General features: G+C 56.8%; 25 protein-coding genes. 7 read left to right on the plus strand and 18 right to left on the minus strand.

The genetic code is table 11. The annotated features are described in order from the left end of the window. Positions 1-7 precede the first annotated feature (7 nt). On the plus strand, positions 8-1,162 hold the full coding sequence (pdxB, locus tag MARHY_RS07335) for a 4-phosphoerythronate dehydrogenase PdxB (RefSeq protein ID WP_014421208.1): 1,155 nt from the start codon (positions 8-10) through the stop codon (positions 1,160-1,162). 62 nt (positions 1,163-1,224) lie between these two features. On the opposite strand, the gene htpX is transcribed toward pdxB, so the two are convergent. The 3 genes from htpX to MARHY_RS07350 all read right to left on the minus strand — a co-directional run bounded on the left by htpX (position 1,225) and on the right by MARHY_RS07350 (position 3,900). Next, positions 1,225-2,106, minus strand: coding sequence for a protease HtpX (gene htpX / locus MARHY_RS07340; RefSeq protein WP_014421209.1), 882 nt, complete (start codon positions 2,104-2,106; stop codon positions 1,225-1,227). 93 nt (positions 2,107-2,199) lie between these two features. Further along, positions 2,200-2,673: a hypothetical protein gene (locus MARHY_RS07345; RefSeq protein WP_014421210.1), complete on the minus strand. Its 474-nt coding sequence runs from the start codon at positions 2,671-2,673 to the stop codon at positions 2,200-2,202. 12 nt (positions 2,674-2,685) lie between these two features. Further along, positions 2,686-3,900, minus strand: a complete 1,215-nt coding sequence (locus MARHY_RS07350) for a pyridoxal phosphate-dependent aminotransferase (protein WP_014421211.1) — start codon at positions 3,898-3,900, stop codon at positions 2,686-2,688. A gap of 255 nt (positions 3,901-4,155) precedes the next feature. Here MARHY_RS07350 and MARHY_RS07355 point away from each other — a divergent pair, with 255 nt between their 5' ends. After that, positions 4,156-4,641: a glutathione peroxidase gene (locus MARHY_RS07355; RefSeq protein WP_014421212.1), complete on the plus strand. Its 486-nt coding sequence runs from the start codon at positions 4,156-4,158 to the stop codon at positions 4,639-4,641. Between the two features lie 2 nt (positions 4,642-4,643). Then, positions 4,644-5,111, plus strand: coding sequence for a MarR family winged helix-turn-helix transcriptional regulator (locus MARHY_RS07360; RefSeq protein WP_014421213.1), 468 nt, complete (start codon positions 4,644-4,646; stop codon positions 5,109-5,111). Here MARHY_RS07360 and MARHY_RS07365 read toward each other — a convergent pair. Both MARHY_RS07365 and MARHY_RS07370 read right to left on the minus strand, forming a co-directional pair. After that, positions 5,062-7,410 carry a hybrid sensor histidine kinase/response regulator gene (locus tag MARHY_RS07365; protein ID WP_014421214.1) on the minus strand — a complete coding sequence of 783 codons (2,349 nt, stop codon included), beginning with the start codon at positions 7,408-7,410 and terminating at the stop codon, positions 5,062-5,064. The genes MARHY_RS07360 and MARHY_RS07365 overlap by 50 nt on opposite strands. Before the next feature lie 44 nt (positions 7,411-7,454). Beyond that, positions 7,455-8,225 carry a hypothetical protein gene (locus MARHY_RS07370; RefSeq protein WP_014421215.1) on the minus strand — a complete coding sequence of 257 codons (771 nt, stop codon included), beginning with the start codon at positions 8,223-8,225 and terminating at the stop codon, positions 7,455-7,457. 227 nt (positions 8,226-8,452) lie between these two features. On the opposite strand from MARHY_RS07370, the gene MARHY_RS07375 reads away from it, so the two are divergent. Beyond that, complete coding sequence (locus tag MARHY_RS07375; protein WP_011785247.1) at positions 8,453-9,463, plus strand: LysR family transcriptional regulator; 1,011 nt, start codon at positions 8,453-8,455, stop codon at positions 9,461-9,463. Here the strand turns inward: MARHY_RS07375 and MARHY_RS07380 are convergent. The 8 genes from MARHY_RS07380 to MARHY_RS19035 all read right to left on the minus strand — a co-directional run bounded on the left by MARHY_RS07380 (position 9,452) and on the right by MARHY_RS19035 (position 16,405). Beyond that, the gene (locus MARHY_RS07380; protein WP_014421216.1) at positions 9,452-10,420 is read right to left on the minus strand and encodes a GNAT family N-acetyltransferase; all 969 of its coding nucleotides are present in this window, start codon (positions 10,418-10,420) and stop codon (positions 9,452-9,454) included. The two genes, MARHY_RS07375 and MARHY_RS07380, sit on opposite strands and share 12 nt — an antisense overlap. Positions 10,421-10,423: 3 nt before the next feature. Further along, entirely contained in the window at positions 10,424-11,575 is a 1,152-nt protein-coding gene (locus MARHY_RS07385; RefSeq protein ID WP_014421217.1) for a ribosomal protein uL16 3-hydroxylase, read from the minus strand. 14 nt (positions 11,576-11,589) lie between these two features. Beyond that, positions 11,590-12,957 (minus strand): adenylosuccinate lyase, encoded by a 1,368-nt coding sequence (gene purB, locus MARHY_RS07390; RefSeq protein ID WP_014421218.1) that lies wholly within the window; start codon positions 12,955-12,957, stop codon positions 11,590-11,592. A 79-nt stretch (positions 12,958-13,036) separates the two neighbouring features. Next, positions 13,037-13,657 (minus strand): high frequency lysogenization protein HflD, encoded by a 621-nt coding sequence (gene hflD / locus MARHY_RS07395; RefSeq protein WP_014421219.1) that lies wholly within the window; start codon positions 13,655-13,657, stop codon positions 13,037-13,039. Beyond that, the gene (mnmA, locus tag MARHY_RS07400; RefSeq protein ID WP_041654634.1) at positions 13,654-14,832 is read right to left on the minus strand and encodes a tRNA 2-thiouridine(34) synthase MnmA; all 1,179 of its coding nucleotides are present in this window, start codon (positions 14,830-14,832) and stop codon (positions 13,654-13,656) included. Before mnmA ends, hflD begins: the two co-directional genes overlap by 4 nt. A gap of 48 nt (positions 14,833-14,880) precedes the next feature. After that, positions 14,881-15,330 carry an NUDIX hydrolase gene (locus MARHY_RS07405; protein ID WP_014421221.1) on the minus strand — a complete coding sequence of 150 codons (450 nt, stop codon included), beginning with the start codon at positions 15,328-15,330 and terminating at the stop codon, positions 14,881-14,883. Further along, a complete protein-coding gene (locus MARHY_RS07410; protein WP_011785240.1) occupies positions 15,327-15,935 on the minus strand; it encodes a pseudouridine synthase in 609 nt (202 codons plus the stop codon). Before MARHY_RS07410 ends, MARHY_RS07405 begins: the two co-directional genes overlap by 4 nt. Before the next feature lie 158 nt (positions 15,936-16,093). Further along, positions 16,094-16,405 (minus strand): cold shock domain-containing protein, encoded by a 312-nt coding sequence (locus MARHY_RS19035; protein WP_014421222.1) that lies wholly within the window; start codon positions 16,403-16,405, stop codon positions 16,094-16,096. 431 nt (positions 16,406-16,836) lie between these two features. Here MARHY_RS19035 and clpS point away from each other — a divergent pair, with 431 nt between their 5' ends. From clpS to MARHY_RS07430, 3 genes are all read left to right on the plus strand, one after another. Continuing rightward, the gene (gene clpS, locus MARHY_RS07420; RefSeq protein WP_011785238.1) at positions 16,837-17,196 is read left to right on the plus strand and encodes an ATP-dependent Clp protease adapter ClpS; all 360 of its coding nucleotides are present in this window, start codon (positions 16,837-16,839) and stop codon (positions 17,194-17,196) included. 18 nt (positions 17,197-17,214) lie between these two features. Continuing rightward, entirely contained in the window at positions 17,215-19,485 is a 2,271-nt protein-coding gene (gene clpA / locus MARHY_RS07425) for an ATP-dependent Clp protease ATP-binding subunit ClpA (RefSeq protein WP_022991058.1), read from the plus strand. 179 nt (positions 19,486-19,664) lie between these two features. Further along, a complete protein-coding gene (locus MARHY_RS07430) occupies positions 19,665-20,738 on the plus strand; it encodes a putative solute-binding protein (RefSeq protein WP_158011878.1) in 1,074 nt (357 codons plus the stop codon). Positions 20,739-20,800: 62 nt separating this feature from the next. Here the strand turns inward: MARHY_RS07430 and infA are convergent, their stop codons facing one another. From infA to MARHY_RS07455, 5 genes are all read right to left on the minus strand, one after another. Next, positions 20,801-21,019 (minus strand): translation initiation factor IF-1, encoded by a 219-nt coding sequence (gene infA / locus MARHY_RS07435; RefSeq protein WP_014421226.1) that lies wholly within the window; start codon positions 21,017-21,019, stop codon positions 20,801-20,803. Positions 21,020-21,100: 81 nt separating this feature from the next. Then, entirely contained in the window at positions 21,101-21,814 is a 714-nt protein-coding gene (locus MARHY_RS07440; protein WP_014421227.1) for an arginyltransferase, read from the minus strand. Next, the gene (gene aat, locus MARHY_RS07445) at positions 21,811-22,527 is read right to left on the minus strand and encodes a leucyl/phenylalanyl-tRNA--protein transferase (protein WP_014421228.1); all 717 of its coding nucleotides are present in this window, start codon (positions 22,525-22,527) and stop codon (positions 21,811-21,813) included. The genes MARHY_RS07440 and aat overlap by 4 nt, the downstream gene beginning before the upstream one ends. 15 nt (positions 22,528-22,542) lie before the next feature. After that, on the minus strand, positions 22,543-23,496 hold the full coding sequence (trxB, locus tag MARHY_RS07450) for a thioredoxin-disulfide reductase (protein ID WP_014421229.1): 954 nt from the start codon (positions 23,494-23,496) through the stop codon (positions 22,543-22,545). Positions 23,497-23,670: 174 nt separating this feature from the next. Further along, positions 23,671-24,582, minus strand: coding sequence for an AAA family ATPase (locus MARHY_RS07455; RefSeq protein ID WP_014421230.1), 912 nt, complete (start codon positions 24,580-24,582; stop codon positions 23,671-23,673). Positions 24,583-24,585 lie beyond the last annotated feature (3 nt).

Genomic DNA, 24,585 nt, shown 5'->3' on the forward strand with positions numbered 1-24,585 from the left:
CACTGTTATGCTGATCGTTGCGGACGAGAATATTCCCTTACTGGATTCCTTTTTTGGCGACATCGGAGAGATTCGCCGGGTGAATGGCCGGACGCTGGCTCCGGACCAGGTAAGGGATGCCGATATACTTCTGGTCCGTTCGGTAACCCGGGTAGACCGGCAGTTGCTGGAGGGTGCCCGGGTGCGGTTCGTTGGTACGGCCACGATTGGAACGGACCACATAGACCAGGCCTGGCTCCAGGAACAGGGCATCGGTTTCGCCGCTGCGCCAGGCTGCAATGCCGTCAGTGTGGCAGAGTATGTGCTCTCGGTATTGTCCCTGTACGCCGAAAAGCGGGGTATTGAAGACTGGTCATCCCTGACGGTAGGGATTGTCGGGGTGGGTAATGTCGGTGGTGAGTTGGCCCGAATGCTGGAGCGGCTGGATTTCACGGTAAAGCTCTGTGATCCGCCCAGGCAGGAAGCTGAAGAAGAGCACGCAGAGGAGTTTGTGCCGCTGGCCGAGGCTCTGGAGTGTGACGTTGTAACCTTGCACACGCCGTTGACGCGAACTGGAGACCATCCCACCAACCGGATGATCGCGGGCAGCGAGCTCGCGGCGCTTGGGCAGGATCAGTTGTTGATCAACGCCGGCCGGGGCGAGGTGATAGACGGAGAGGCATTGCTTGCCCGGCTTCAGCAGGCGGACTCGCCCACGGTGGTGCTGGATGTCTGGGAGCATGAGCCCAGAATCAACCCGGATCTGCTAGACCGGGTGTGGCTGGCGACGCCACACATTGCCGGCTACAGCCTGGAAGGCAAGATGCAGGGCACGGAGATGATCTACCAGGCCCTGTGCCGTTACCTGGGGCTGCCTGTGCGCAAGAAAGCCGGACAGTTTCTGCCGGAGCCGGCCCTCAGTAAAGTGTCCTTTACCAGCAGTGCTGATGAAGATGAGGCCGTTCAGGTTGCTTTGCGCGCCTGTTACGATCCCCGCCGGGACGATGCCCGCCTGCGGCTGACCATGCGCGGTAATCCTGAAGAGCGGGCGCAGGCCTTTGACAGGCTACGCAGGGACTACCCGGTGCGCAGGGAATGCTCGAGTCTGAAAGTGCAGTTGAAGGGTAGCAGCAAGTCGATTCAGGACAGCTTCAGGGCCATCGGGTTCAAACTGAAGATCTGACACCCTGAATGTCTTACTCGTCAAAAGAGAAGGGCGCCTGTGTGGCGCCCTTTTTCATGTGATTACAGTTTGGCGTTCTGTAGCGCTGCAATTCGGTCCTCCAGCGGCGGGTGGGTCATGAACATTGCTGCCAGACCTTCGCGGGCGCCCCGGTTGATACCGAATGCCTGCAGGGTGTCCGGCATCTGATCCGGAACTTCGCTTTCCTTTTTAAGGTGCGCCAGGGCGCTGATCATGGCGCCTCGCCCTGCCAGTTGGGCCCCGGCAATGTCGGCGCGGTATTCCCGGCGGCGGGAGAACCAGAACACGATGGTGCTGGCCAGGATGCCGAGCACGATTTCTGCCACGATGCTCACGACAAAAAAGCCGATTCCATGGCCGTTCTCATTCTTGAAGATGACCCGGTCCACGAACGAGCCGATCACCCGCGATGCGAAGATAACAAAGGTGTTTACCACGCCCTGGATCAGCGTCAGAGTCACCATGTCGCCATTGGCCACATGGCCAATCTCATGGCCCAGTACGGCCCGGATTTCGTCCTTGTCAAAGCGGCTTAACAACCCCTCACTGACCGCCACCAGAGAATCGTTTTTATTCCATCCAGTGGCAAAGGCATTGGATTGCTGAGCAGGGAAGATCGCCACTTCGGGCATGCCGATGCCGGCTTTCTTTGCCAGCTCCGCGACGGTTTCAACCAGCCAGCGCTCCGCCGGCGTGCGAGGTGAGTCGATCACCCGGGCTTTGGTGCTCCACTTCGCCATGGGCTTGGATAGGAACAGCGAGATAAACGCACCAGCGAAGCCGAACACCGCCGCAAACGCCAGTAGCGAGCCGTAGTCGATGCCTTGTTGTGCCAGATAACTATCGACCCCCAGCAGTCGCAGGGTAAAACTCGCAACCAGAATAACGGCCAGGTTGGTGGCCAGAAACAACAGAATACGCATGGTTTTTTCCTGTATCAGCTTACCGGGAAACGTATTGCCTTTCTGACCGATATATGTGGATCCGGTTCAGCGGTTCAAGAACCTTAACGCCATTTAATGAACGGGTTGCAGGCCGGAATCGTTAAAGAAGGTTGATTGCACCGCCAGACTGATGCGGCTGGAACTGCCGCTTTTCAGGGCGGAGCGCAGCAGATGAATATAGGTGGACAAGTCCTTCTGAACGGAAGGCGGCAATTCGGGTTCGTTTGAAGCCGCCGACAGTTCCCTCAGAAGCGCCTGCGGGGCCGGGGCGCTGAGCCGAACAAATGCCTCCCGGGTCAGCACCGCCTGATCCAGAGCTTCCTGGCGAATGGTATCCACGTATCGGAGCAGGCCTTCTTCGGACAGCCAGAGCAGGGCGCCGAAACAGGCCATGTGGCGCTTGCTGTGCAGGCCGAATTCGTCGGGCTCGTCTGGCCCGGCGATATCCTCCACGAACAGGTTTACCCGCCGGGGAAACGACATGTAGAGCTGAACCAGGGCGATTGCCACGTCCTTGTAGAATTCCTCGACATGAATGTCGGCCATACTGACTCCGGTTTACTGGCGATAGTGTTCAAGGAAATTGCCCAGACGGCCCATGGCATCCGACAGCGTGTCCGCTCTGGGCAGGAAAACAACCCGGAGATGCTGCTTGTCATCAATGTTGAAGGCCGAGCCCTGAACCAGAAGTATTTTCTCCTGGAGCAGCAGATCCAGAACCAGCTTCTCGTCATTCACCACGGGGAAGTGCTTTGGGTCCAGTCTTGGAAACAGGTACAGCGCCCCTTTGGGCTTGACGCAGCTCACCCCGGGAATGTCATTCAGCATGCGCCAGGCGGTCTCACGCTGCTCGTACAGACGACCTCCCGGTGCCACCAGGTCGTTGATGGACTGATAGCCGCCCAGAGAGGTCTGGATCGCCAACTGGGCCGGTACGTTGGCGCAAAGGCGCATGTTCGACAGCATGTCGATGCCTTCGATCAGATCCCGGGCCTTGTGTTTGGCTCCGCTGATGATCATCCAACCAGAACGATAACCAGCCGCCCGGTAGTTCTTCGACAGGCCGTTGTAAGTGAAAAACAGCACATCGTCCGCCATCGAGGCAATGGATGTGTGCTCGGTACCGTCGTAGAGGATCTTGTCGTAGATCTCGTCCGACAGGATGATCAGATTGTGTTCCCTGGCCAGTTCCAGAACCTGCTGTAGCAGTTCCTCTGAATACACGGCACCGGTCGGGTTATTCGGGTTGATCAGCACAATAGCCCGGGTCCGGCGGGTAATCTTTTTGCGAATATCGTCAATGTCCGGGAACCAGTCCTGTTGTTCGTCGCAGCGGTAATGCACCGGCTTGCCGCTGGACAGCGTGACGGCGGCGGTCCAGAGCGGATAGTCGGGGGCCGGAATGAGCACTTCATCGCCGGTGTTCAGCAATGCCTGCATGGACATCACGATCAGCTCGCTGACGCCATTGCCGAGGTAGATGTCATCAATATCGACTTTGGCAATGCCCCGCTGCTGGCAATAGTGCATCACGGCCTTTCGGGCCGAAAACAGGCCTTTGGATTCCACGTAGCCCTGGGCCTGATGCATGTTGTAGATGACGTCTTGCTGGATTTCTTCCGGCACGTCGAGCTCGAAGGCTGCCGGATTGCCGATATTCAGCTTCAGAACGCGGTGCCCTTCTTCTTCGAGCCTGCGGGCCTCACGCAGAACCACGCCACGAATTTCATAACAGACATTGTCGAGCTTGGCGGATTTGAAAAAGTTCTGCATGGGAGCCTGGGTCCTTCGCTAAGGTTCTGAACGAAAGCCTTATTCTAGCGGAGGGACGCCTCGGGGTAACAGGGGCAATTGTGTGGAATTGTGGCCAAATCAGGATAGTTTACGGACCGTCTTTGAAGTGATGTGTCATCAGGCTGACCCGAACTGACAATTCGCAGTATTGTTGCGGGAAATTAAATTGTGCACAATACAATTCGGTCGTTCATACAAATCGGCCCGAGCCGGCCACTACAGGAGAGACATTTCATGGCGAGCGAAACCATCTACAGCTTCAGTGCCAAAGATATTAAAGGGCAGGAAGTTTCATTGGACGATTATCGGGGCAAGGTTCTGCTTATCGTAAATACGGCCTCAAAATGTGGTTTTACACCTCAGTTTGAGGGGCTGCAGTCGCTCCATGAGGAATTGGGGGAGCGTGGGTTTGAGGTTCTGGGTTTCCCTTGTAACCAGTTCATGAATCAGGATCCTGGTAACGACGATGCCATCAGCCAGTTCTGCTCCCTGAACTACGGTGTCAGTTTCCCCATGTTCGCCAAGATTGAGGTGAATGGTGACGGCACACATCCGCTGTTTCGGTTCCTGAAACGTGAGGCCAAAGGCCTGATGGGTTCTGAGAAAGTGAAGTGGAATTTCACCAAGTTTCTGGTCAACCGGGAAGGTCAGGTTGTGCGGCGCTATGCGCCAACGGCCAAGCCGGCCGACATCCGCGCCGATATCGAGAAATTGCTCTGACCATGACAGATAACGATCAGATACTGGCGCTTGATAACCAGATCTGTTTTGCACTGTATGCAGCGAACCGGGCGGTGACTGCCAGATACCGGCCGATACTTGAGGAGCTGGGGCTGACCTATCCCCAGTACCTGGTCATGCTGGTGATGTGGGAAGCGGACCGTGAGGGAATCAAGCCGCGGGTCAGCGACCTGGGGGCCAGATTAAGACTGGATTCGGGCACTTTGACGCCGCTGCTTAAACGCCTGGAGCAGCGGGATCTGTTGCAACGGGCTCGGCTCGCCGAGGATGAGCGGGTGGTTCGGCTGAGGCTGACCAATGCCGGACGGGCGCTGCGGGCCAAGGCGGCGAACGTGCCTGGCCGACTTATGTGTGGTCTGGATATTGATCCGGAGCGATTGCTGTCACTGCGACAGGAGCTCAGGAGTCTGTTGGAGATTCTGGAGGCAGTGGAGCCCAGCGAGCGATAACCGCCCTGAGTTCGTCACGATTGTAGGGCTTGGTGATGTAGTCATTCATGCCCGATGCCAGGCAATCCTCCCGGTCGCCCTGCATCACATTGGCGGTTACCGCAATGACGGGTAGCGTCTGCCATTGGGGGTTCTGGCGGATAGCACGGGTTGCTTCGTAACCATCCATAACCGGCATCTGGCAGTCCATCAGCACCAGGTCGTAAGTTTTGTTTTGGAGTGCCTCAAGGGCTCTGCGCCCGTTCTCCGCGTGATCTACCCGGTGCCCCAGTTTCTTCAACAGGCTGCTGGCCACCAACTGGTTGACCTGATTGTCTTCCACCAACAGGATGTTGAGAGCCGGTATCGGTGGCTGGCCTGTGCCAAGCGACCGATCCGGGCGTGTTGATTGCCCACCCGAATCCAGTCCGCCGGCTGCGCAGAGGCATCGGAACAGGTCGTCCCTGCGCAGCGGCAGTGCCACGACGCAGTGTCTGGGGTGATTGCTGGTTGCGGTTCCGGACTGATCGGCCAGAATCACCCCTTCTCCGCGCCAGTCATTGGCAAAGGCAAGGCTTTCCCGGGGCGAATTTGCAGCATCAATCAGCAGGATTCCTTCCGGATGCCGACTGGCACTGCGCACCGGTATGTTCCAGGAGCGCAACTGGGACTCAATGGCCAGTCTGTGAGGGTTGCTCTGGGGCAGGGCCATGGCAATACCAATATCGCTCAGGCGTCGTAGCATGCCTGCTTCGATCGCCGGCTCATCGCCCTGGTGTACCGGAAGCGGCAGGGTCACGGTAAAGTGGGTTCCGGCGCCTTCCTTGGAATCCACCAGAATCTGGCCATGCATTCGCTCCACCAGTTGTCTGCAGAGTGTCAGCCCAAGCCCGGTTCCGCCATAGAGGCGGGTGGTGTCAGTATCGGCCTGGGAAAACGGTGAGAAGATCCGGTGAAGCCCTTCTCTCGACATACCGATCCCGGTGTCGATGACTTCCAGTCGCAAGCTGCCCCCGGACCAGCTGGTGCGAATCTTTACTGTGCCTGCATCGGTGAATTTGATGGCATTGCTGAGCAGATTGTTCAGAATCTGACGGGTACGGGTGGGGTCCCCCAGAAAATGTTCTGGCAAATCCGGCGCGGTCTCGTTAACCAGGTTAATGCCTTTGCGCCGGGCTTGTTGAGCGTGCAGGGTTGCGCATTCTTCAATCAGTTTTCTCATGCTGAAAGGAATGCTTTCCAGGGAGAGTTTGCCAGCCTCTACCTTGGAGATGTCGAGAATGTCGTTGAGCAGGCCAAGTAAGCTCTCACCGGCATTCAGAGCGATTTCCAGGCGATTGCGTTGACCTGCGTCTTTCTCGCTTTCCAGTGCCAGACCCAGCATGCCCAGAACACCGTTGAGTGGAGTGCGAATTTCGTGGCTCATGCTTGCCAGAAAGTTGGCCCGGGCGCGAGCTCTGCGAACAGCGTCTTCCTTGGCGCGGACCAGCGCCCGGTTACCGCGCAGCAAAGCTTCATTCTTTTCAGATATCTCCCGGGTGCGGTCCTCCACTTCCCGTTCCAGCTGGCTGGAATAGTTTTTCATGGCGCTTTCGGCGGATCGCAGCTTGGCCACGCTCACTTCCATGTTTTCCAGGTGCTGGTTGATGATGCCCACCATGGTGCCGATTTCATCACCTTTGTGGTTTTCCGGAATAGGAAGCCGGACTTTCTCCGGAGAACTTGCACGCACCTGACTGAGGGCGTTGATGACGTTCATCATGGGTCGGGTCAACACAAAATAGAAAATGGCGAGCAGTACACCGGAGAGCGCAAGGCTTTTCAGCAGCCCGATAATCAGGGTATTGGTCGCCCGGGTGAGAAACTGTATGCCGTAATGATAGGTGTCGATGGTTACAACAAGCTGGCCCAGAGGCAGATCCGCCAATTGTGGCACCTGCAGTTCCTCATTGAACACGCGGCTGGCGCCAAACAGCAGATCGCTGATCCAGCGATAGCGGGAAACCGGGCTGCTCTGGCTGGCCGCAGCCATGGTCTGGCCATCGCTGTCAATAATTCGAGCGTCTATGGTGGCAGGGTGTTGCAGCAGGCCGTCGAGCAGCTCCTCCGCGAGCCGGACATCAATGTTATAGGCTATCTGGGATGCCGGGCTCTGGCTGATTTCAATCAGGGCGCGAACTTCGCGGTCCATCGATTCCCGGGCGGTGAAGTAGTCCAGGGTAATCTGGATCAGGTTCAGTACCAGGCCCAGCACCATGGCGACCAGGACCGTGTCCCGGGTGAGGCGATAGGAGAGCCGTTGCCTGATTCTGTTAAACACGATGTTGCGTCATCCTTGAGATATGGGCGTTTACGAAGCCGCGTTCAGTCGTCGTAATCCGCTTTTTTCTTCCAGGTGTCGTCGTCCTGCAGAAAGTTGTCCCATTCCTTGTCCAGCTTGGAATGGTTTTCCTCATTCATCTTGCCTTCTGTGCTCATTTCCTCAAGTTCCTTGATGCGGGTACGGAAGCTCTTCACCGCTTTCATGGCAAGAGGGTTGTCCCGGGATTTGCCCATCTCAGTACTGGCAAGGTGATAAGCGTGAATGGCCTTGCGGATCTGGTTCTGGCGAATGAAATCGCGGGCCTGGAAAACGTGCAGGTCGGCGTGGGTTTTGTGCACCAGAAACAGAACATACTTCAGATTCTTCTTGGCGGTGGCAGAGTCTATCCGGCCGGCTTTATGCATAGCCTCAATCAGCTTGAACAAAGCCTGTAACAGCTCTTTGATATAGCTGGATTTTTCTGGCGTGTCGATTTTTACCGGTGGGCGCTGGTCGTTCTTTTCCAGAATCTGCTTCTTGGTTTGCGCAATGTTCTCCAGCCACTGTTTTACCGGCTGATCACTCTTCAGAGCGGTCAGTTCCTGGCAGGCGTCTTCCATGCGCTTGAGCAGCAGCAGTTTAAGGTCTGGCGTGAGGTATTGGCCGGGAATCTCGGTAAGCAGGCGGTAGGCCTTGTTGTAGGCATCTTCCTGAGCCGTCATTTTGCGAACGCGTTCGATCCTCGCTTTTTCCCGCATCTGGCTGAAAACGATAATAACCAGGGAAACGGTGACGATCGCGGCGAGCAGCAGCACAATGGTAGTGGTATCCATGGTGTGGGGTTAGGCTCCGGATTGAATGAACGTCTGGCCCGAGGGCTTGTTTTATTGGTTTTGATATTATTCGGTAACGCCCTGAAAGCCTAGCAGAAATATGCTATCCCGTCCTTTTCTGGTTGTAATCAGGGCGGAAGGTTCATTTATTACGTGAATTTCCAGATTCCTGTATATTACGGAAATGAATAATACACCCTGCTGCTGACGGTGAGGTCTGGCTGCCTATGGACATTTCCCGCGTTGATCTGAACCTGCTTGTGTACCTGGATGTGCTGTTGCGGGAGCGCAATGTAACCAAGGCGGCCAATCACCTTGGCATCACTCAGCCGGCCATGAGTAACGGTTTGCGGAGGCTGCGGGACCTGTTTGGCGATCCTCTGCTGGTGCGAACCAGTGAAGGCATGACGGCCACAGAGCGGGCCAGGGAATTGCAGCCACTGGTTCGCGGGATTCTATCGGATATCGAGCAGGCGGTGCAGGAAAAAACACCATTTGCGGCCGGTGAAAGCCAGCGGGTGTTCCGGATTATGGCCAGTGATTACGCGGAATCCTGCCTGATGCCAAGGGTTTTGCGCCGTATCCGGCAGGAAGCACCGCATGTCACGCTGGATGTTCTGACGCCCAGTGACGTCAGTTTTCTGGATGTGGAGCAGGGTCGTCTGGACATGGCGATTAACCGTTTCGACAAGATTCCCCAGTCGTTTCACCAGAAAACCCTCTGGACGGAATACTTTGCGTGCCTGATGAACGCCCGGAACCCGATCCTGAAAGAGCCGTTTACACTGGATACCTATCTGGACGCCAGCCATATCTGGGTCAGCAAGACCGGGTTTGGCGTCGGAGTGGGGGTAAACCCGAAGGATGTTCAACGTCTGGGCTGGGTGGATGAGGCGTTGGGCCGAATGGGGCGCAAGCGCCAGATTTCCGTGTTTACGCGCCATTACCAGGTGGCGATGCTGCTGGCGGAACAACACGATCTGATTGCCACGCTGCCCTCCAGAGCAGCCTGGCTGCAAAAAGATAATCCAAATCTGGTGGTCAAGGTGCCGCCTTTTGAGATTCCGCCCTTTGAACTCAAGATGGCCTGGAGTCCGCTGCTGCAGCACAACTCGGACCATCAGTGGCTACGGAAACTGATTGTTGAAGTGGCCGAAGAGGTGGATGAGGAATTTGCGCCATTCGGGGCCAGTTTCGAGTCACCTCAGGCGGTTCAGGTGTCCCACTCAGAGCGGTAGTTCGCGTAACTCCAGAGAGGGGCGCGCGGCGTCCCACATTTTCTGGAACGCCTCTTCCATCAGCCGGACCCGCCGGCTGGCGGAAAAATCGGCAAAGCCCTCGGTCTTGTCAAAGCTGTGTCGGTACAACACGCCCTGGCGGTCGACCAGCAGGAAGGGCTGATCCTCCATTGGGTAGTCCTCGTTTACCAGTCGGAGCTCAATGCGGCTGGTGAGCCGGCGCATCAGTTCCACCAGTTGGTGTCGTCGTTGCACTAATGGCTTGTCGTCGTGAATCAACAAACGGACCTCGCTCAGTCGATGCCGACGGGCGAGGGCAGAGACCAATTCCCGCAGGCGATGCCTGTCGTAGAATTCATGGTCCAGAATCCGGTCGTAAAGCCATAGGCGCTGGCCAGCCTGGCCAACCAGGGAATCCATCAGGTTCATGAAGGATGAGGGCTGGTCGAACAGCCAGGATTCCTCATCGGCCCCCAGGATTAATGGGTTGCTGCGACCTGCACCGGCCCGGTGGGCTAGATCCGGTGCCAGACAGCGCATGTCGAGGTGCGGAATGCCGGCATCGTCATAGGGGGTAAGAGAGCAGATGTGGAAACCACATCGTTGGTAAAAACCGGTGGCATGTTCCTGGGCTGAGAGCCGGAGCTCATGGTAGCGACCGGCAGATTCGGCGATGAGGTGCCTGAGCAGGGCTTCTCCAACACCTTTGCCCCGGGCTTCCGGTAATACGGCCATGCGGCCGATGTAACCGGTTTCTTCCAGGGCGGAAAACAGACGGGCAGTGGCCACGGGTTGGTTGGACGCATCGACGGCAAGATAGTGATCCGCAATCTCGTCGGTGTCATCCCACTCAAGCTCTGGCGGCACCTTCTGCTCATCGATAAACACCCGTTGGCGAATCTCGCGAACCGACCCGGGTGCCAGTTGCCAGCTGTATTTGCGAAATCTCAGATCCATGGCTTACTCGAAATAGATCGAGCCCTGGTTGTAGAGGTTGGTCAACAGCCCCAGCAACGCTTCGTCGCCGGCAAATTCTGCCAGTGTCGCCATGTCAATACGGGAGCGGGCACAGAGCAGGGGAGCCAGCGGACGGGCGTCGCCCTTGAGCAGGAATTGTTCGCCATCAACAAACAGAGCGGTCTCGTTGTCCAGCTCATGGTAGGCGAAACGGGAGCCTTCATTCCAGCGCAGTTGTTCACCGGCCCGAATGGCTTCGGCCAGATCTTCGGCCTCCGCCGGCTCCTCGGCTGGAACGACGATGTCCATGCTTTTGGGGGCGGTAGCGAACTGCCCGAACCAAAGGGCCAGATTACGCCGATCACCGAGTTGCTCCCGAATTACCGCGTCGAGACGTTCAACCACGTCGGCGCCGATAGTCCCGGGGTTCTCCTGAACCTGAAGGTCAGGGTCATCCAGATGTTCAGCCGCTTTTTCCTTCTGGCTCAGGTAGTCGGTAAAGCTGGTCAGTACGTCGTCGACCGTAGGTGCCCGAAAACCCACAGACAGGGTAATGCAGTCGTCTTCCGCCACCCCATGATGGCCAACGCCTGGTGGCAGGTAAAGCATGTCACCCGGCGCCAGGGTCACAGTTTCTTCGCCGTCCCAACTGCTCAGAATCCGTAAGGGTGTACCTTCTACCCGTGGCGATCTGTGGTCACAGTGTCCGCCGAAGGTCCAGCGGCGGTGGCCCTGGGCCTGCAGCAGAAACACGTCATACATATCGTAGTGGGGCCCAACGCTACCGCCTGTCGGTGCGTAGCTGGCCATAATGTCGTCCAGCCGCCAGTTAGGGATGAACCGGAAGTTGTCGAGCAGATCAGCAATTTCCGGTACCCAGTGGTCCAGGCCCTGGACCAGCAAGGTCCAGTCCTGCTCCGGCAGCTCGCTGAAACGATCCGGAGTGAACGGGCCATTGTGAAGCTGCCAGGGTTTTCCGGCATCGTTCTCGATGACGATGCGGGATTCAACGGCTTCTTCGCAGGCCAGTCCGGCCAGCTCATCCTGGCTGACCGGGCACTGAAAACCGGGAAACGCCTGGCGGATAACCAGAGGCTTTTTCTGCCAGTAGTCGCGCAGAAATTCATTGGCCGTCAGCCCGCCAAGCATATCCATGGTGTTGCTCCTGCCTAGATGTCTTTGGCCTGGTCGATCGCGTTACCGATGTAGTTGTCCGGGGTCAGGGCGCGCAGTTCGGCCTTCGCCTGTTCCGGGATCTCCAGGGTTTCCACGAAATTCTTGATGACTTCGGGCGTCATGGCCTTGCCACGGGTCAAGTCCTTGAGCTTTTCGTAGGGTTTCTCGATGTTGTAACGGCGCATCACGGTCTGAATCGGCTCCGCCAGTACTTCCCAGGCGTTGTTCAGGTCTTCGTTCAGACGGGCCGGGTTGATTTCCAGCTTGCCCAGACCTTTGAGGGTGGCTTCGTAGGCAATCAGGCTGTGGGCAAAGCCAACGCCCAGGTTGCGCAAAACGGTGGAGTCGGTCAGGTCACGCTGCCAGCGCGAAATCGGCAGCTTGGCTGACAAATGGCCGAAGAGGGCATTGGCGATGCCGAGATTACCTTCGGAATTCTCGAAGTCGATCGGATTCACCTTGTGGGGCATGGTAGAAGATCCAATTTCACCGGCCACCGTTTTCTGTTTGAAATAGCCCAGGGAGATGTAGCCCCAGATGTCCCGATCCAGGTCGATCAGGATGGTATTGAAGCGAGCAATGGCATCATAGAGTTCGGCGATGTAGTCGTGGGGTTCGATCTGGGTCGTGTACGGGTTCCAGTCGAGGCCCAGGCTCTCAATGAATTCTTCGGCGTTGGCAGCCCAGTCCACGTCCGGGTAGGCAGACAGGTGGGCGTTGTAGTTACCCACTGCACCGTTGATCTTGCCCATGATTTCCACTTCGCGGATCTGCATCAGCTGGCGGCGCAGGCGATAGACCACGTTGGCCAGTTCCTTGCCGACCGTGGTCGGGGAGGCGGTCTGACCGTGGGTGCGGGACAGCATGGGCTGTTCAGCGTGCTCCCGGGCCAGCTCGGCCAGCTTTTCGACAAGGTTGTCCATGGCCGGCAGCAGGCCGTGATCCAGGCCTTCGCGCAGCATCAGACCATGGGACAGGTTGTTGATGTCCTCTGAGGTGCAGGCAAAGTGAACAAATTCGGTCACCGCGTGCAGCTCAGGCACGTCGGCAATTTTTTCTTTGATCAGGTACTCAACCGCTTTGACGTCGTGGTTGGTGGTGCGTTCGATTTCCTTGATTCGCTCAGCATCGGCCAGACTGAACTCGTTGACCATCTTGTCCAGAAACGCATTGGCTTCGGCGGAAAACGCGGGCACTTCGGTAATCGCCGGATGGGCAGCCAGTTTCTGCAACCAGCGGATTTCGACGGTTACCCGGTTACGGATCAGGCCGTATTCACTGAAAATACTGCGAAATACACTGACTTTGCTGCCGTAGCGGCCATCGACCGGAGAAATAGCGGTCAGGGCGGTGAGTTCCATCGAAAACCTCTCAGTTCATCAAAGAAAAAGCGGGACAGGAAAATGAAGCTGCTAATGATACACCAGCCGGCTCGCTGAATCAGCGCAGCAACTCCCGGGCATGGCTGATGACCTTCTTGCGGGTGAAAATGAGTTGCCAGCGGTGGCCGCCACTTTGCCTCCACAGCACGGCAGATCGGATGCCGGCCAGCAACAGGGCCCGTACCTTGTCTGCATTTTCATTACGCTGGAGTATCTGCGGGTTGCCGGTTACCTGAATGCGCAAACGGAAGGTGCTGATGGTATCGGCATAGATCGAGGCGAGATTGCCCAGAAGGTTGCTGTGACTGTAACCGAAATGGCTGGCGGTATGCCGGGCCTGCTCGATCCTGTTCCCGATAACGTCCAGCATGTCCGGGGAGCGTTTGAGTTTGGCTTCAAGCTGGATCAGGTTGAACACGTACCGCAGGATTTCTACGTCCTGAGGTTGGCCGTGCTGGGCCAGTACCGTTGAAAGTACCGTCAATCCTTCCTGTATGTCAGACAATTCGCCGCCGTAGACATCCAGCGTTGAGGCCGGGTTGGTGGCAAACAATGAGCGAATACAGGTTTCCAGGCTGTCTTCATTGCAGTTGCCGTTATGGGCAATCTGCTGCACCAGGGTCGCAGCCTGACACAGGCCGGCCAGCGCCAGGGTCTGGTCATGCAGGGAGCGGCTCATGTGTCAGATCCTTCACTTGCCAGGCGCTCAAGTCTTGCGGGTAAAGCTTCGTTATCGCGCCAGGTTTGCTCAATAACACCGCCGCCCAGGCACACCTCACCTTGATAGAAAACCACGGATTGACCGGGAGTTACGGCACGCTGGGCGTCGTCGAAGATGACCTTCACGCCACCGTCTATGACGGTAACCTCGCAATCCTGATCCGGTTGGCGATATCGGGTTTTCGCCTTGCAGCGGAACTTCTGTGCCGGAGGTTCGCCGGCAACCCAGTCAACAGGGCCCGAGACCAGTCCTCGCGAAAACAACAGTGGGTGATGCTTGCCCTGGACGGCAATCAATACGTTCCGGTTGAGATCCTTTTCTGCCACATACCAGGGGTCGTCGCCAAACTCCGCAAGACCGCCAATGCCAAGGCCCTGACGTTGCCCTATGGTGTGATACATCAGGCCTTGATGTTTGCCAATCACCGTGCCGTCGGGCGTTTCAATGTTGCCGGGCTGAGCGGGCAGGTACTGTTTCAGAAAATCGGTAAACTTCCGTTCCCCGATAAAACAGATTCCTGTCGAATCTTTTTTATCGTGAGTAACGAACCCTTGCTCTTCAGCAATCCGGCGAACCTCCGGCTTTTCCAGTTCGCCCACCGGAAACAGGGTGCGGGCGATGCGCTGGCCGGAGACGGCATGGAGGAAGTAACTCTGGTCTTTGTTGGGGTCCAGCCCCTTGAGCAACTGGGCCTTGCCGCTACCATCGTTGAGCGGGCGCTGGCGTGTGTAATGGCCGGTCGCGATATAGTCGGCGCCCAGAGTAACGGCGTAATCCAGAAATGCCCGGAATTTTACTTCCTTGTTGCAGAGGATGTCCGGATTGGGGGTTCGGCCGGCACTGTATTCCGACAGAAAATGCTCGAATACCCGGTCCCAGTACTCCGCGGCGAAGCTGGCGGTGTGCAGTTTGATGCCGATGGCGTCTGCAACAGCCTGGGCATCTGCCAGATCAGTCATTGCAGTACAGTATTCGGTCCCGTCGTCCTCGTCCCAGTTTTTCATAAACAGGCCTTCCACCTGGTACCCCTGATCTTTCAGGAGCCAGGCCGCAACGGAGGAATCCACGCCGCCGGACATGCCGACGATCACGCGGGTGTGCTCGGGGGATTGGGGCTCAGTATTATGGGTCATTTCGTCTGGGAACCGGTCAAAAGCGCGAATTTTAACATCATCCGGTGATTACGTCTGTCCATCCACAACCACATCAAGGGGGAATTTGCGTCCGTTTCGGTAATCCTCGATGCACTGGAGCACCAGGGGGCTTCGAAGCTGGTCACCGAGTTTCCGGATTTCCTCCGGCGTCAGCCAGTGAGGGCCGATGATGCCGGTATCAAGCTTGTCGGTGGCGTGCCGGAGGGCTTTGGCGGCATAACAGAACCGGTAGTAGGTGACACCATTGGCGGGGGCCTTGTAGGTGTAGATGCCGAGGAAATAAACCGGTTCTATCTCCCACCCGGTCTCTTCGAGGGTTTCCCGGCGTACGGCATCCAGAATGGCCTCGTTCTCCTCGATATGGCCTGCGGGTTGATTGAAAACCACCTTCCCGCCACTGACTTCCTCAACCAGAAGAAACCGGCCCTGATCGTCTTCAACAACCACCGCCACGGTGGCATGGGGTTTCCAGGTCATGATCGGTGACGCCTCCTTTTGGGCCTGGTTGATAGTTTCGGGGGAGTGTCGGGCAGATTGACCGTAACACTTCGGTATTCGCCGGGCTTCAGGTTATCCAGGGTCCAGTCCCCGATGCGGACCCGGATCAGTCTCAAGGTAGGGTAGCCCACCGCCGCCGTCATTCGGCGAACCTGCCGGTTTTTGCCTTCGGTAATAGTCAGCGCCAGCCAAGTGGTAGGCACATTCTGTCGAAATCTCACCGGCGGATTGCGGGGCCACAGGTCGGGTGTTTCAAGTCGCTCCGCTCTGGCCGGCCGCGTGATTCCGTCTTTCAACACGACACCTTTGCGAAGCTTGTGCAGGGCCTCGTCTGTGAGCTCACCTTCGACCTGAACCCAGTAAGTCTTGGGCATTTTGTTGGTGGGCGATGCGATACGATGCTGTAATGCGCCCTGGTCGGTGAGCAGTAAAAGCCCTTCGGAATCGTAATCGAGTCGACCGGCCGGATAAACGCCGGGTTGGTCAATCCAGTCGGCTAGGGTAGCTCTGGGATGGCTGGCGCGCTCGTCGGTAAACTGACTCAATACGTGAAACGGCTTGTTGAAGAGAATCAGCTTAGCCATAGGTGAAGTCCTGTGCCGGAAATGCGCGAAAGCGCCAAGACTACTGCAATCACCGTTGATTAAAAAGCACGAAGCCTCCCCACCGGCAGAACCGGCGGGAAAAGGAAAGAAATGGCAGGCTGCCGGCGTTGGCTGAGGGCTTCAGGCAACGCCTGGCATCAGCCGTTTACAGCACGGGGCGTGTAGCTCTCGTTGCTGTTGCTGGATTGAGCCGCCTGATCCGACGAATTCGATGCCGTTTTTGCCCCGGTCTCTCTGGACGGAACCTCGTCCGGGACAATGTTGATGGCGTGAACGCCCTTGTCGCTGGGCTTCTTGTCGAACGTTACCGTCTGACCGGCCTTGAGGGTTTTGTAGCCATCCATCTGGACTGAGGAGAAATGGGCAAACAGGTCATCGCTGCAGCCATCTTCAATGATGAAGCCGTATCCCTTGGCATTATTGAACCATTTGACTTTGCCTCTTGGCATGATGAACTCCCCTGTTCCTTTGCTGTCACTTTGGGAGGCGCTGACTGCTCCTCTGTTTTGGTGCCCGTGTATGGCGGGCGAGTTCCAGAGGCTTGGCAGGTGCTCCCTTATTATTGGTTTTGTGTGTTGAATTCACAGCGCCCTGGTGGCGCCGGAACTGTTGCCAACAACGTGAAACCGGTATTGGATGTGGCTTTGGGTTACACGCTGAAGCATGAGTTTACATTCTTTAACAATGCACATTAACTGTCGGCCAAACCGGCGCCCGAGTCAAGTGCCGGATACTGCGGAACAGGTGGTTCTGGCAGGTCTGGAAGCGGTATCATGTTCGTATTGATAAACAACGCACGCTTGTGGGCAGTGTTGGCTTGAAAACACGCTGCCACGCATCCACATTTAAGTCAGGAACCGAATAACCGGTATATGGAACCATGCGGACAATTGAGAATTCTCTACTAGTATTCAATCAGGGGGAGGATGAACAACCCGGTCGCCATGAGGGGGTCAGTGTTGCGCCGGAGAAGCCTGCCCTGAAGCGCCCGGCGCGTTACCGGGTTGTGCTCCTGAATGATGATTACACGCCCATGGATTTTGTGGTGGACGTACTGATGAAGTTCTTCGCCATGAACGAAGAAAAGGCGACGCAGGTGATGCTGCTCGTCCATACGCAGGGAAAAGCCGTATGTGGGGTATATACCCGAGACATCGCGGAAACAAAGGCAGCACAGGTGAACCAGTATTCCTCGGAATGCGAACATCCGCTCCTTTGCGAGATTGAACGTGCGGACTGACAGACGTTGGGGTGGCCCATGCTGAGTAAAGATCTGGAAATTACGCTGAATACGGCCTTCAAAAATGCGAGGGACAAGCGTCATGAATTCATGACGGTAGAGCATTTGTTGCTGGCCCTTCTCGACAACGAATCGGCAGTGGGTGTCCTGAAAGCCTGTGGTGCAGACCTGAAGCGCCTTGAGGAAGAGTTGGTAGAGTTTGTGGACTCCACCACCCCCCTGATCCCTAGCTCCGACAGTGAGCGCGAAACCCAACCCACTTTGGGGTTCCAGCGGGTACTGCAGAGAGCGGTATTCCATGTGCAGTCGTCTGGCAAGAAGGAGGTAACCGGAGCAAACGTACTGGTAGCCATCTTCAGTGAGCAGGAAAGCCAGGCGGTTTATGTGCTGAAAAAACAGAATATTGCCCGGATTGACGTGGTTAATTTCGTATCCCATGGTATCTCCCGGGTTCAGGGAGCAGAGGACCAGGAAGGCGCGGATCACGCTGCCCAGGACGAAGCAGCGGAAGAGGGCGGTCATTCCCGTCCGCTGGAGAGCTACGCCACTAACCTCAACGAACAGGCACGGCAGGGTCGTATTGATCCGCTGATTGGCCGTGAGCATGAGGTTGAGCGGGTGGTACAGATTCTGGTTCGCCGCCGCAAGAACAACCCCTTGCTGGTGGGCGAGGCCGGCGTTGGCAAGACAGCCATTGCCGAGGGTCTGGCCAAGAGGATTGTGGACGGGCAGGTGCCGGAGATTATTTCGGATGCCGTCGTCTACTCACTGGATATGGGCGCGTTACTGGCCGGTACCAAGTATCGTGGCGATTTTGAAAAACGCCTCAAGGGCCTTTTGAGTGACCTGAAGAAGCAGAATCATGCCATTCTGTTCATCGATGAGATCCACACCATCATCGGTGCCGGATCTGCGTCGGGCGGCGTGATGGATGCCTCCAACCTGCTTAAACCTATGCTCAGTTCAGGCGAACTCCGTTGCATTGGTTCGACCACGTTTCAGGAGTTCCGCGGTATTTTCGAGAAAGACAGCGCCCTGGCGCGTCGCTTCCAGAAAATTGATGTCAACGAGCCGAGCGTTGAGGACACTTACCAGATCCTCAAGGGTCTCAAGCCGAACTTCGAGAAACATCACGATCTCAAGTACACCGACAAGGCGTTGCGGGTAGCCGCAGAGCTGGCAGACCGGTACATCACCGACCGGCACCTGCCGGACAAGGCCATCGACGTGATCGACGAAGCCGGTGCACGGCAGCGGCTGCAGCCGGAAGACAAGCGCAAGAAGACCATTGACGTGACCGACATCGAAGACGTGGTCGCCAATATTGCGCGAATTCCGCCGAAGAATGTTTCCACCAGCGACAAGGATCTGCTGCGCAATCTTGAGCGCGATCTGAAAATGGTGGTGTTCGGTCAGGATCCGGCGATCGAATCCCTGTCAACCGCCATCAAGCTGGCTCGGGCAGGCCTGAAAGCGCCTGAGAAGCCGGAAGGTGCCTTCCTGTTTGCCGGGCCGACCGGTGTCGGTAAAACGGAAGTCACCAAGCAGCTGGCGAAGGTGCTGGGCATCGAGCTTGTTCGCTTCGATATGTCAGAGTATATGGAGCGTCATACCGTCTCACGCCTGATTGGTGCGCCTCCGGGCTATGTCGGCTATGACCAGGGCGGTCTGCTGACCGAAGCGGTCAACAAGCATCCGCACTGCGTGTTGCTGCTGGATGAGATCGAGAAGGCGCATCCTGAAGTCTTCAATCTGCTGCTGCAGGTGATGGACCACGGCACCCTGACGGATAACAATGGCCGTAAGGCGGATTTCCGCCACGTGATTCTGGTGATGACCACCAACGCGGGCGCTGAAAGCATGGCCCGTCGCTCGATCGGGTTCAATGAGCAGGATCACAGCACCGACGGCATGGAGGTGATCAGCAAAACCTTCACGCCGGAGTTCCGCAATCGACTGGATGGCATTATCCAGTTCGCCGATCTGCAGAAGGACACCATCACTCACGTGGTGGACAAGTTCCTTACCGAGCTTCAGGCGCAGCTGGACGAAAAGCATGTTGTGCTTCACGTTGATGATGCGGCCAAGCTCTGGCTGGCGGAGAAAGGTTATGACGTAACCATGGGTGCCCGACCGATGGCGCGGCTGATCCAGGACAAGATCAAGCGCCCGCTGGCGGAGCAGATCCTGTTCGGTCGGTTATCGGAGCACGGCGGTGATGTATTCATTCAGCTCAAGGACGACGAGCTGACCTTTGATTATGAGGACGAGCCGGCCGAGGCGGTCTGACCTCACCGAGCCTCATGAAACCGCTGGCCGGGCTACCCGTCCAGCGGTTTTTTTTGTCTGATCATTTCTGGCCCTGAATGCCCGTTGGCCAGATTCTGCATAAAACGCTGGCGGAACCGTCAATTCATTGGTCGTGAACATCTGTCATTTTTATAGGTGTCCGCGGCCCGACTCGCGGTATGCAAACAACAATAAGGATGCAGCCGTTGATGACTAAGAATATCCCTTCAATTTTTGCGTTATTGGCATTTGTTTCTTTTGCTATGGCGAGTCCTGCAAAAGCGTCAACTGACTCCAAATCGTTCTGCGTGTTTGATGTTGCCGGGGCCAGCGGATTTGTCTACCAGTTGCTTCGGGAGTATCAGCGAAGTGCACTTCAGAACAGGGTGCTTCTGAACATGCAGCCCTATACCGATGAGGATGCGGCGGTCAGGGATTTTCGGGAAGGCCGATGTGATCTCGTTGCGGTAACAGATATGGGAGCCCGGAACTTTAACGATTTTACGGGCTCGATCAGCGCAATCGGTGCCATACCATACTACGAAGATCTCCGGGTTCTGTTGTACGGCCTGTCGCGACCAAGGCTCGAACCTTATTTAACGCAGAATGGCTATCAAATGCTCGGAGTGGCGCCAATGGGCGCTGCTTATCTATTCGTGAAAGACAGGGCGATTGACCATGTCGATGCTCTCAAGGGCAAGCGCTTCAGTGTTTTCCAGGGACATCACGATGCCCGCCATATGGTGAGTTACGTTGGTGCTGAGCCGGTTGAGGCCAGAATTTCCAATTTTGCCAATCTGTTCAATTCCGGCGCGGTGGATATCAGTTATGCACCTGCGGCGGCGTGGGAGGTGTTGGAGATGTTTCGCGGCGCGGGTGAAAACGGGGGAATAGTTCGTTACCCGGTTGGTCAGGTGACAGTGCAGCTCTTTGCCAGGGAAGGGACCTTTACGGACGACTTTGTTCGTGATTCCCGAAAGACGATGGCCCGCTTGTATCCCGAAGCCATCCGGATCATCCGGCAGTTCGAAGAGCGGGTCCCCGAGGACAGATGGATCGATATAGCTGCCAAAGATAAGCGGGATTATCAGGAAATGCTCAGGCAGGTCCGGCTCGATCTGTTGTCTTCATCGGACCCGGAATCCCGGTTAGCGGCTGCGGTGTATCACGAGGACATGATGACCATACTGAGAAAAATCCGCTGCTACACGAACCCTGGGGGTCGTGAGTGCTCGGATCAGAACCGGGAATAACGGATGGTATAAATCAAAAAAGCCCCGCATTTGCGGGGCTTTTCAGATGTCAGCCTGGCCGATTAACGGGCGCGGTATACGATGCGGCCCTTGCTGAGGTCGTAGGGAGTCAGCTCAACCTTGACCTTGTCACCAGTCAGAATGCGGATGTAATTCTTGCGCATTTTTCCGGAGATGTGTGCAGTCACAACGTGGCCGTTGGACAGCTCAACGCGGAACATGGTGTTGGGAAGGGTGTCGATAATAACGCCTTCCATTTCAATGACATCTGATTTCGCCATTCAGTAGAAACCTCGTTCGGAATACTTTTCGGTGATTTTAAATTGCGCAATTCTGCCTGAATTCTCCACGTTTGGCAAAACTCAGTCGGTCGACATCTCGCGCCAGTGGCCATCCCGCAAGGCCTCAATGGGCTTAAAGCGGGTTTTATAGTTCATTTTCCGGCATTCTTTTATCCAGTACCCCAGATACAGATGCGGCAATTCCCGCCGTTTGGCTTCCTCAATCTGCCAGAGCACGGCAAACGTGCCCAGGCTCCGGTGCTCCAGTTCCGGGGCGAAGACGGTGTAGATGGCCGAGAGGCCATCATCCAGCAGGTCAACGGCTGCCAATCCCACCAGGTCACCATCAAGAGACATTTCGAGGAACCAGGAGTCGGTAGCCCCCTCCACGAGAAACGAGGTAAATTGTTCTCTCGAAGGTGGATACATGTCACCGTCGCGGTGACGCTCCTCTATATAGTGGGCATACAGCCGGTAATAGCGTTCACTGAATGCTGCTGGCACCAGCTTGCAGTCGAGGTCAGCATTTTTGCGAAGCACCCGGCGTTGATTCCGGTCTGGCTCGAATTGGCCTACCTGCAGGCGTACCGGAACACAGGCGTTGCAGCTTTCGCAGTGCGGACGGTAGTAATGTGAGCCGCTGCGACGGAAGCCCAGTGCGGTTAACTGGCTGTAGAGCTTTCTGTCGATGTGGGCGCGAGGGTCCACAAACATGGTGGTCGCTTCACGGTCTGGCAGGTAACTGCAATCGTGAGGAGGGGTGGCAAAGAAAACGAGCGTTCTGAGATTACTCATTTCACCTCCGGGCAGGGCCATTGCCAGCTGAAGTTCCAGTCTGGCTGGTCCGGTTTCCGATCGACACATGCCCTGAGTATAGATAAAAACTCCGCCCTCGGAATACTGCGCGCGCCCATCGTCAGCAAGTGGTCGCTCTCTACCTGGCAATCCATGAGCTGGTAACCCCATTCGCCGAGCTGGTGGGCCAGATGCACCATCAGTACCTTGGAGGCGTTGGTTTCCAGTGAAAACATGGATTCGCCGAAGAAACAGCGGCCGATAGCCAGACCGTACATGCCGCCTGCGAGCTCATTGTTGCGATTCCAGACTTCAATGGAGTGGGCGATACCACGTTTATGCAGCTCGGTATACGCTGCCATCATGTCGTCAGTAATCCAGGTGCCCTCAGCGCGGGTGTTTGCGCAGAGCCGAATGATGCGGCCGAAGCATTGATCGGTGGTGATATGGAAGCGACGCTGGTTCAGCGTCCGGCGCAGGCTCCGGGAGATGTGGATGTCAGAGGGAAACAGCACGCAGCGGGGGTTCGGTGACCACCAGAGAATGGGCTGGTCGTCACTGAACCAGGGGAAAATGCCATTTCGATAGGCCAGAATCAGGCGTTCCGGAGACAGGTCGCCACCCAGGGCAAGCAGGCCATCTGGATCCTCCAGCGCTTCTTCTGCCGGAGGAAACCAGAGTTGATCAGGGTCCAGCCAGGGTAGCGACGTCATTCTGCTCCTGAGCAGTTAGCCTTGTTGATCAAGAAACTTTTCGGCGTCGAGCGCAGCCATGCAACCAAACCCGGCGGACGTCACAGCCTGCCGATAGACGTGATCGGCTACGTCGCCAGCCGCGAACACCCCCGGAATGCTGGTCTGGGTGGCCATGCCCTCCAGGCCGGAACGAATCCGGATGTAGCCGTTTGCCATATCCAGTTGCCCTTCAAACAGGCTGGTATTCGGCTTGTGGCCGATCGCAATGAATACGCCGGCCAGCTCGAGATCCTGGGTGCTGCCATCTTTGGTGTTCTTAATGCGCATGCCGGTAACGCCGGTGCCATCGCCGAGCACTTCGTCCAGGGTGTGGTCCCAGATGATGTTGACGTTGCCGTTTTCCGCTTTCTCGAAGAGTTTGTCCTGAAGGATCTTCTCGGCCCGAAGCTTGTCACGGCGATGAACCAGGGTCACTTCATCAGCGATGTTCGAGAGATACAGAGCCTCTTCCACAGCGGTATTCCCGCCGCCGATAACCGCGACTTTCTGCTTGCGGTAGAAGAAGCCGTCACAGGTGGCGCAGGCCGACACGCCCTGACCCTTGAACTTCTCTTCCGACTCAAGCCCCAGATACATGGCAGAGGCGCCAGTGGCAATGATCAGAGCGTCACAGGTGTATTCGCCGTTGTCGCCTTTGAGCCGGAACGGGCGGTTGTTCAGATCAGCTTCGTTGATGGTGTCGTACACGATGCTGGTTTCAAAACGCTCGGCGTGCTTCTGCATGCGCTGCATGAGCTCGGGGCCCTGAACGCCGTCATTGTCGCCCGGCCAGTTGTCTACGTCAGTGGTGGTGGTCAGCTGGCCGCCAACTTCGATACCGGTGATCAGGGTCGGGTTCAGGTTGGCGCGCGCGGCATAGACTGCAGCGGTGTAGCCGGCCGGGCCGGAGCCAAGAATGATCAGTCGGGAATGTCGGGTTTCGCTCATCTGTGTCTCACTGAAATGAAGTATGCGTATTCGACGGCTCTCCTCTGTCCCTTCGGAGGGCAGAACGGGAGCCGCTCATCTGAAATCTGGCAAAAGGCTAACATGAAATGACCGGGCTGCCATTTGTTTACGCCAATGCGGCTTATAAAACCTTGCTATGTGGTCAGACCCGGATTATTCAAGCACCGATACGGTCGTTAACAGCTGGCGCACCCGCTCCCGGGCTTTACCGGATTCTCCCTGTTCCAGCCGGTGCTCGGCTACGGCGGGGAAGACGGCCTGCACGTCGTCGGGCAGTACGTGATTACGACCTTCCATCAGTGCCCATGCTTTGGCGGCTCTCAGCAGGCCGAGGCCCGCCCTCGGGGACAAGCCGTAAAGCAGCCCGGGCATGCGCCGGCTCTGCTCAAGAAGGCGTTGCAGGTAATCCAGCAAAGCCGGGCTGGCGGATACCTTTTCCACGGCCTGCTGCAATGCCACCAGCTCATCGTGCGGGAGTATGGCCTGCAAACGATCGGTAAGGTGTTTGCGGTCTTCGCCCTCCAGCAGCTCCCGTTCCGCTTTCGGGTCGGGGTAGCCCAACCGAAGCCGCATCAGAAACCGGTCAAGCTGGGATTCAGGCAGAGGAAAGGTGCCGCCTTGCTCTATGGGGTTCTGGGTTGCGATCACAAAGAACGGGGTAGGCAGTGGTCGGGTTTCCCCCTCAATGGAAACCTGTCTTTCTTCCATGGCTTCCAGCAGGGCGCTTTGGGTGCGCGGTGACGCGCGGTTGATTTCGTCTGCCAGAACCACCTGGGCGAAGATGGGGCCGGGGTGAAACACGAGCCCGCCGGCCTGCTTGTCATACATGGAGTAGCCGAGGACGTCTGCAGGCAGCAGGTCATTGGTGAACTGGATTCGCTGATAGCTTAACCCCATGATTTTTGCCAGCGCATGGGAGAGGGTGGTCTTGCCCATGCCCGGAATATCTTCAATCAACAGGTGGCCGCGGGCAAGCAGGCCGCAGAGCGCCAGACGAACCTGAGTCTCCTTGCCCAGCAGTACCTTGTTAAGAGCGCTGACGACTGTGTCCATTTTCTGTTTCATGCC

Origin of the sequence: Marinobacter nauticus ATCC 49840 (genome assembly GCF_000284615.1) — a bacterium.
Lineage (GTDB): Bacteria > Pseudomonadota > Gammaproteobacteria > Pseudomonadales > Oleiphilaceae > Marinobacter > Marinobacter nauticus.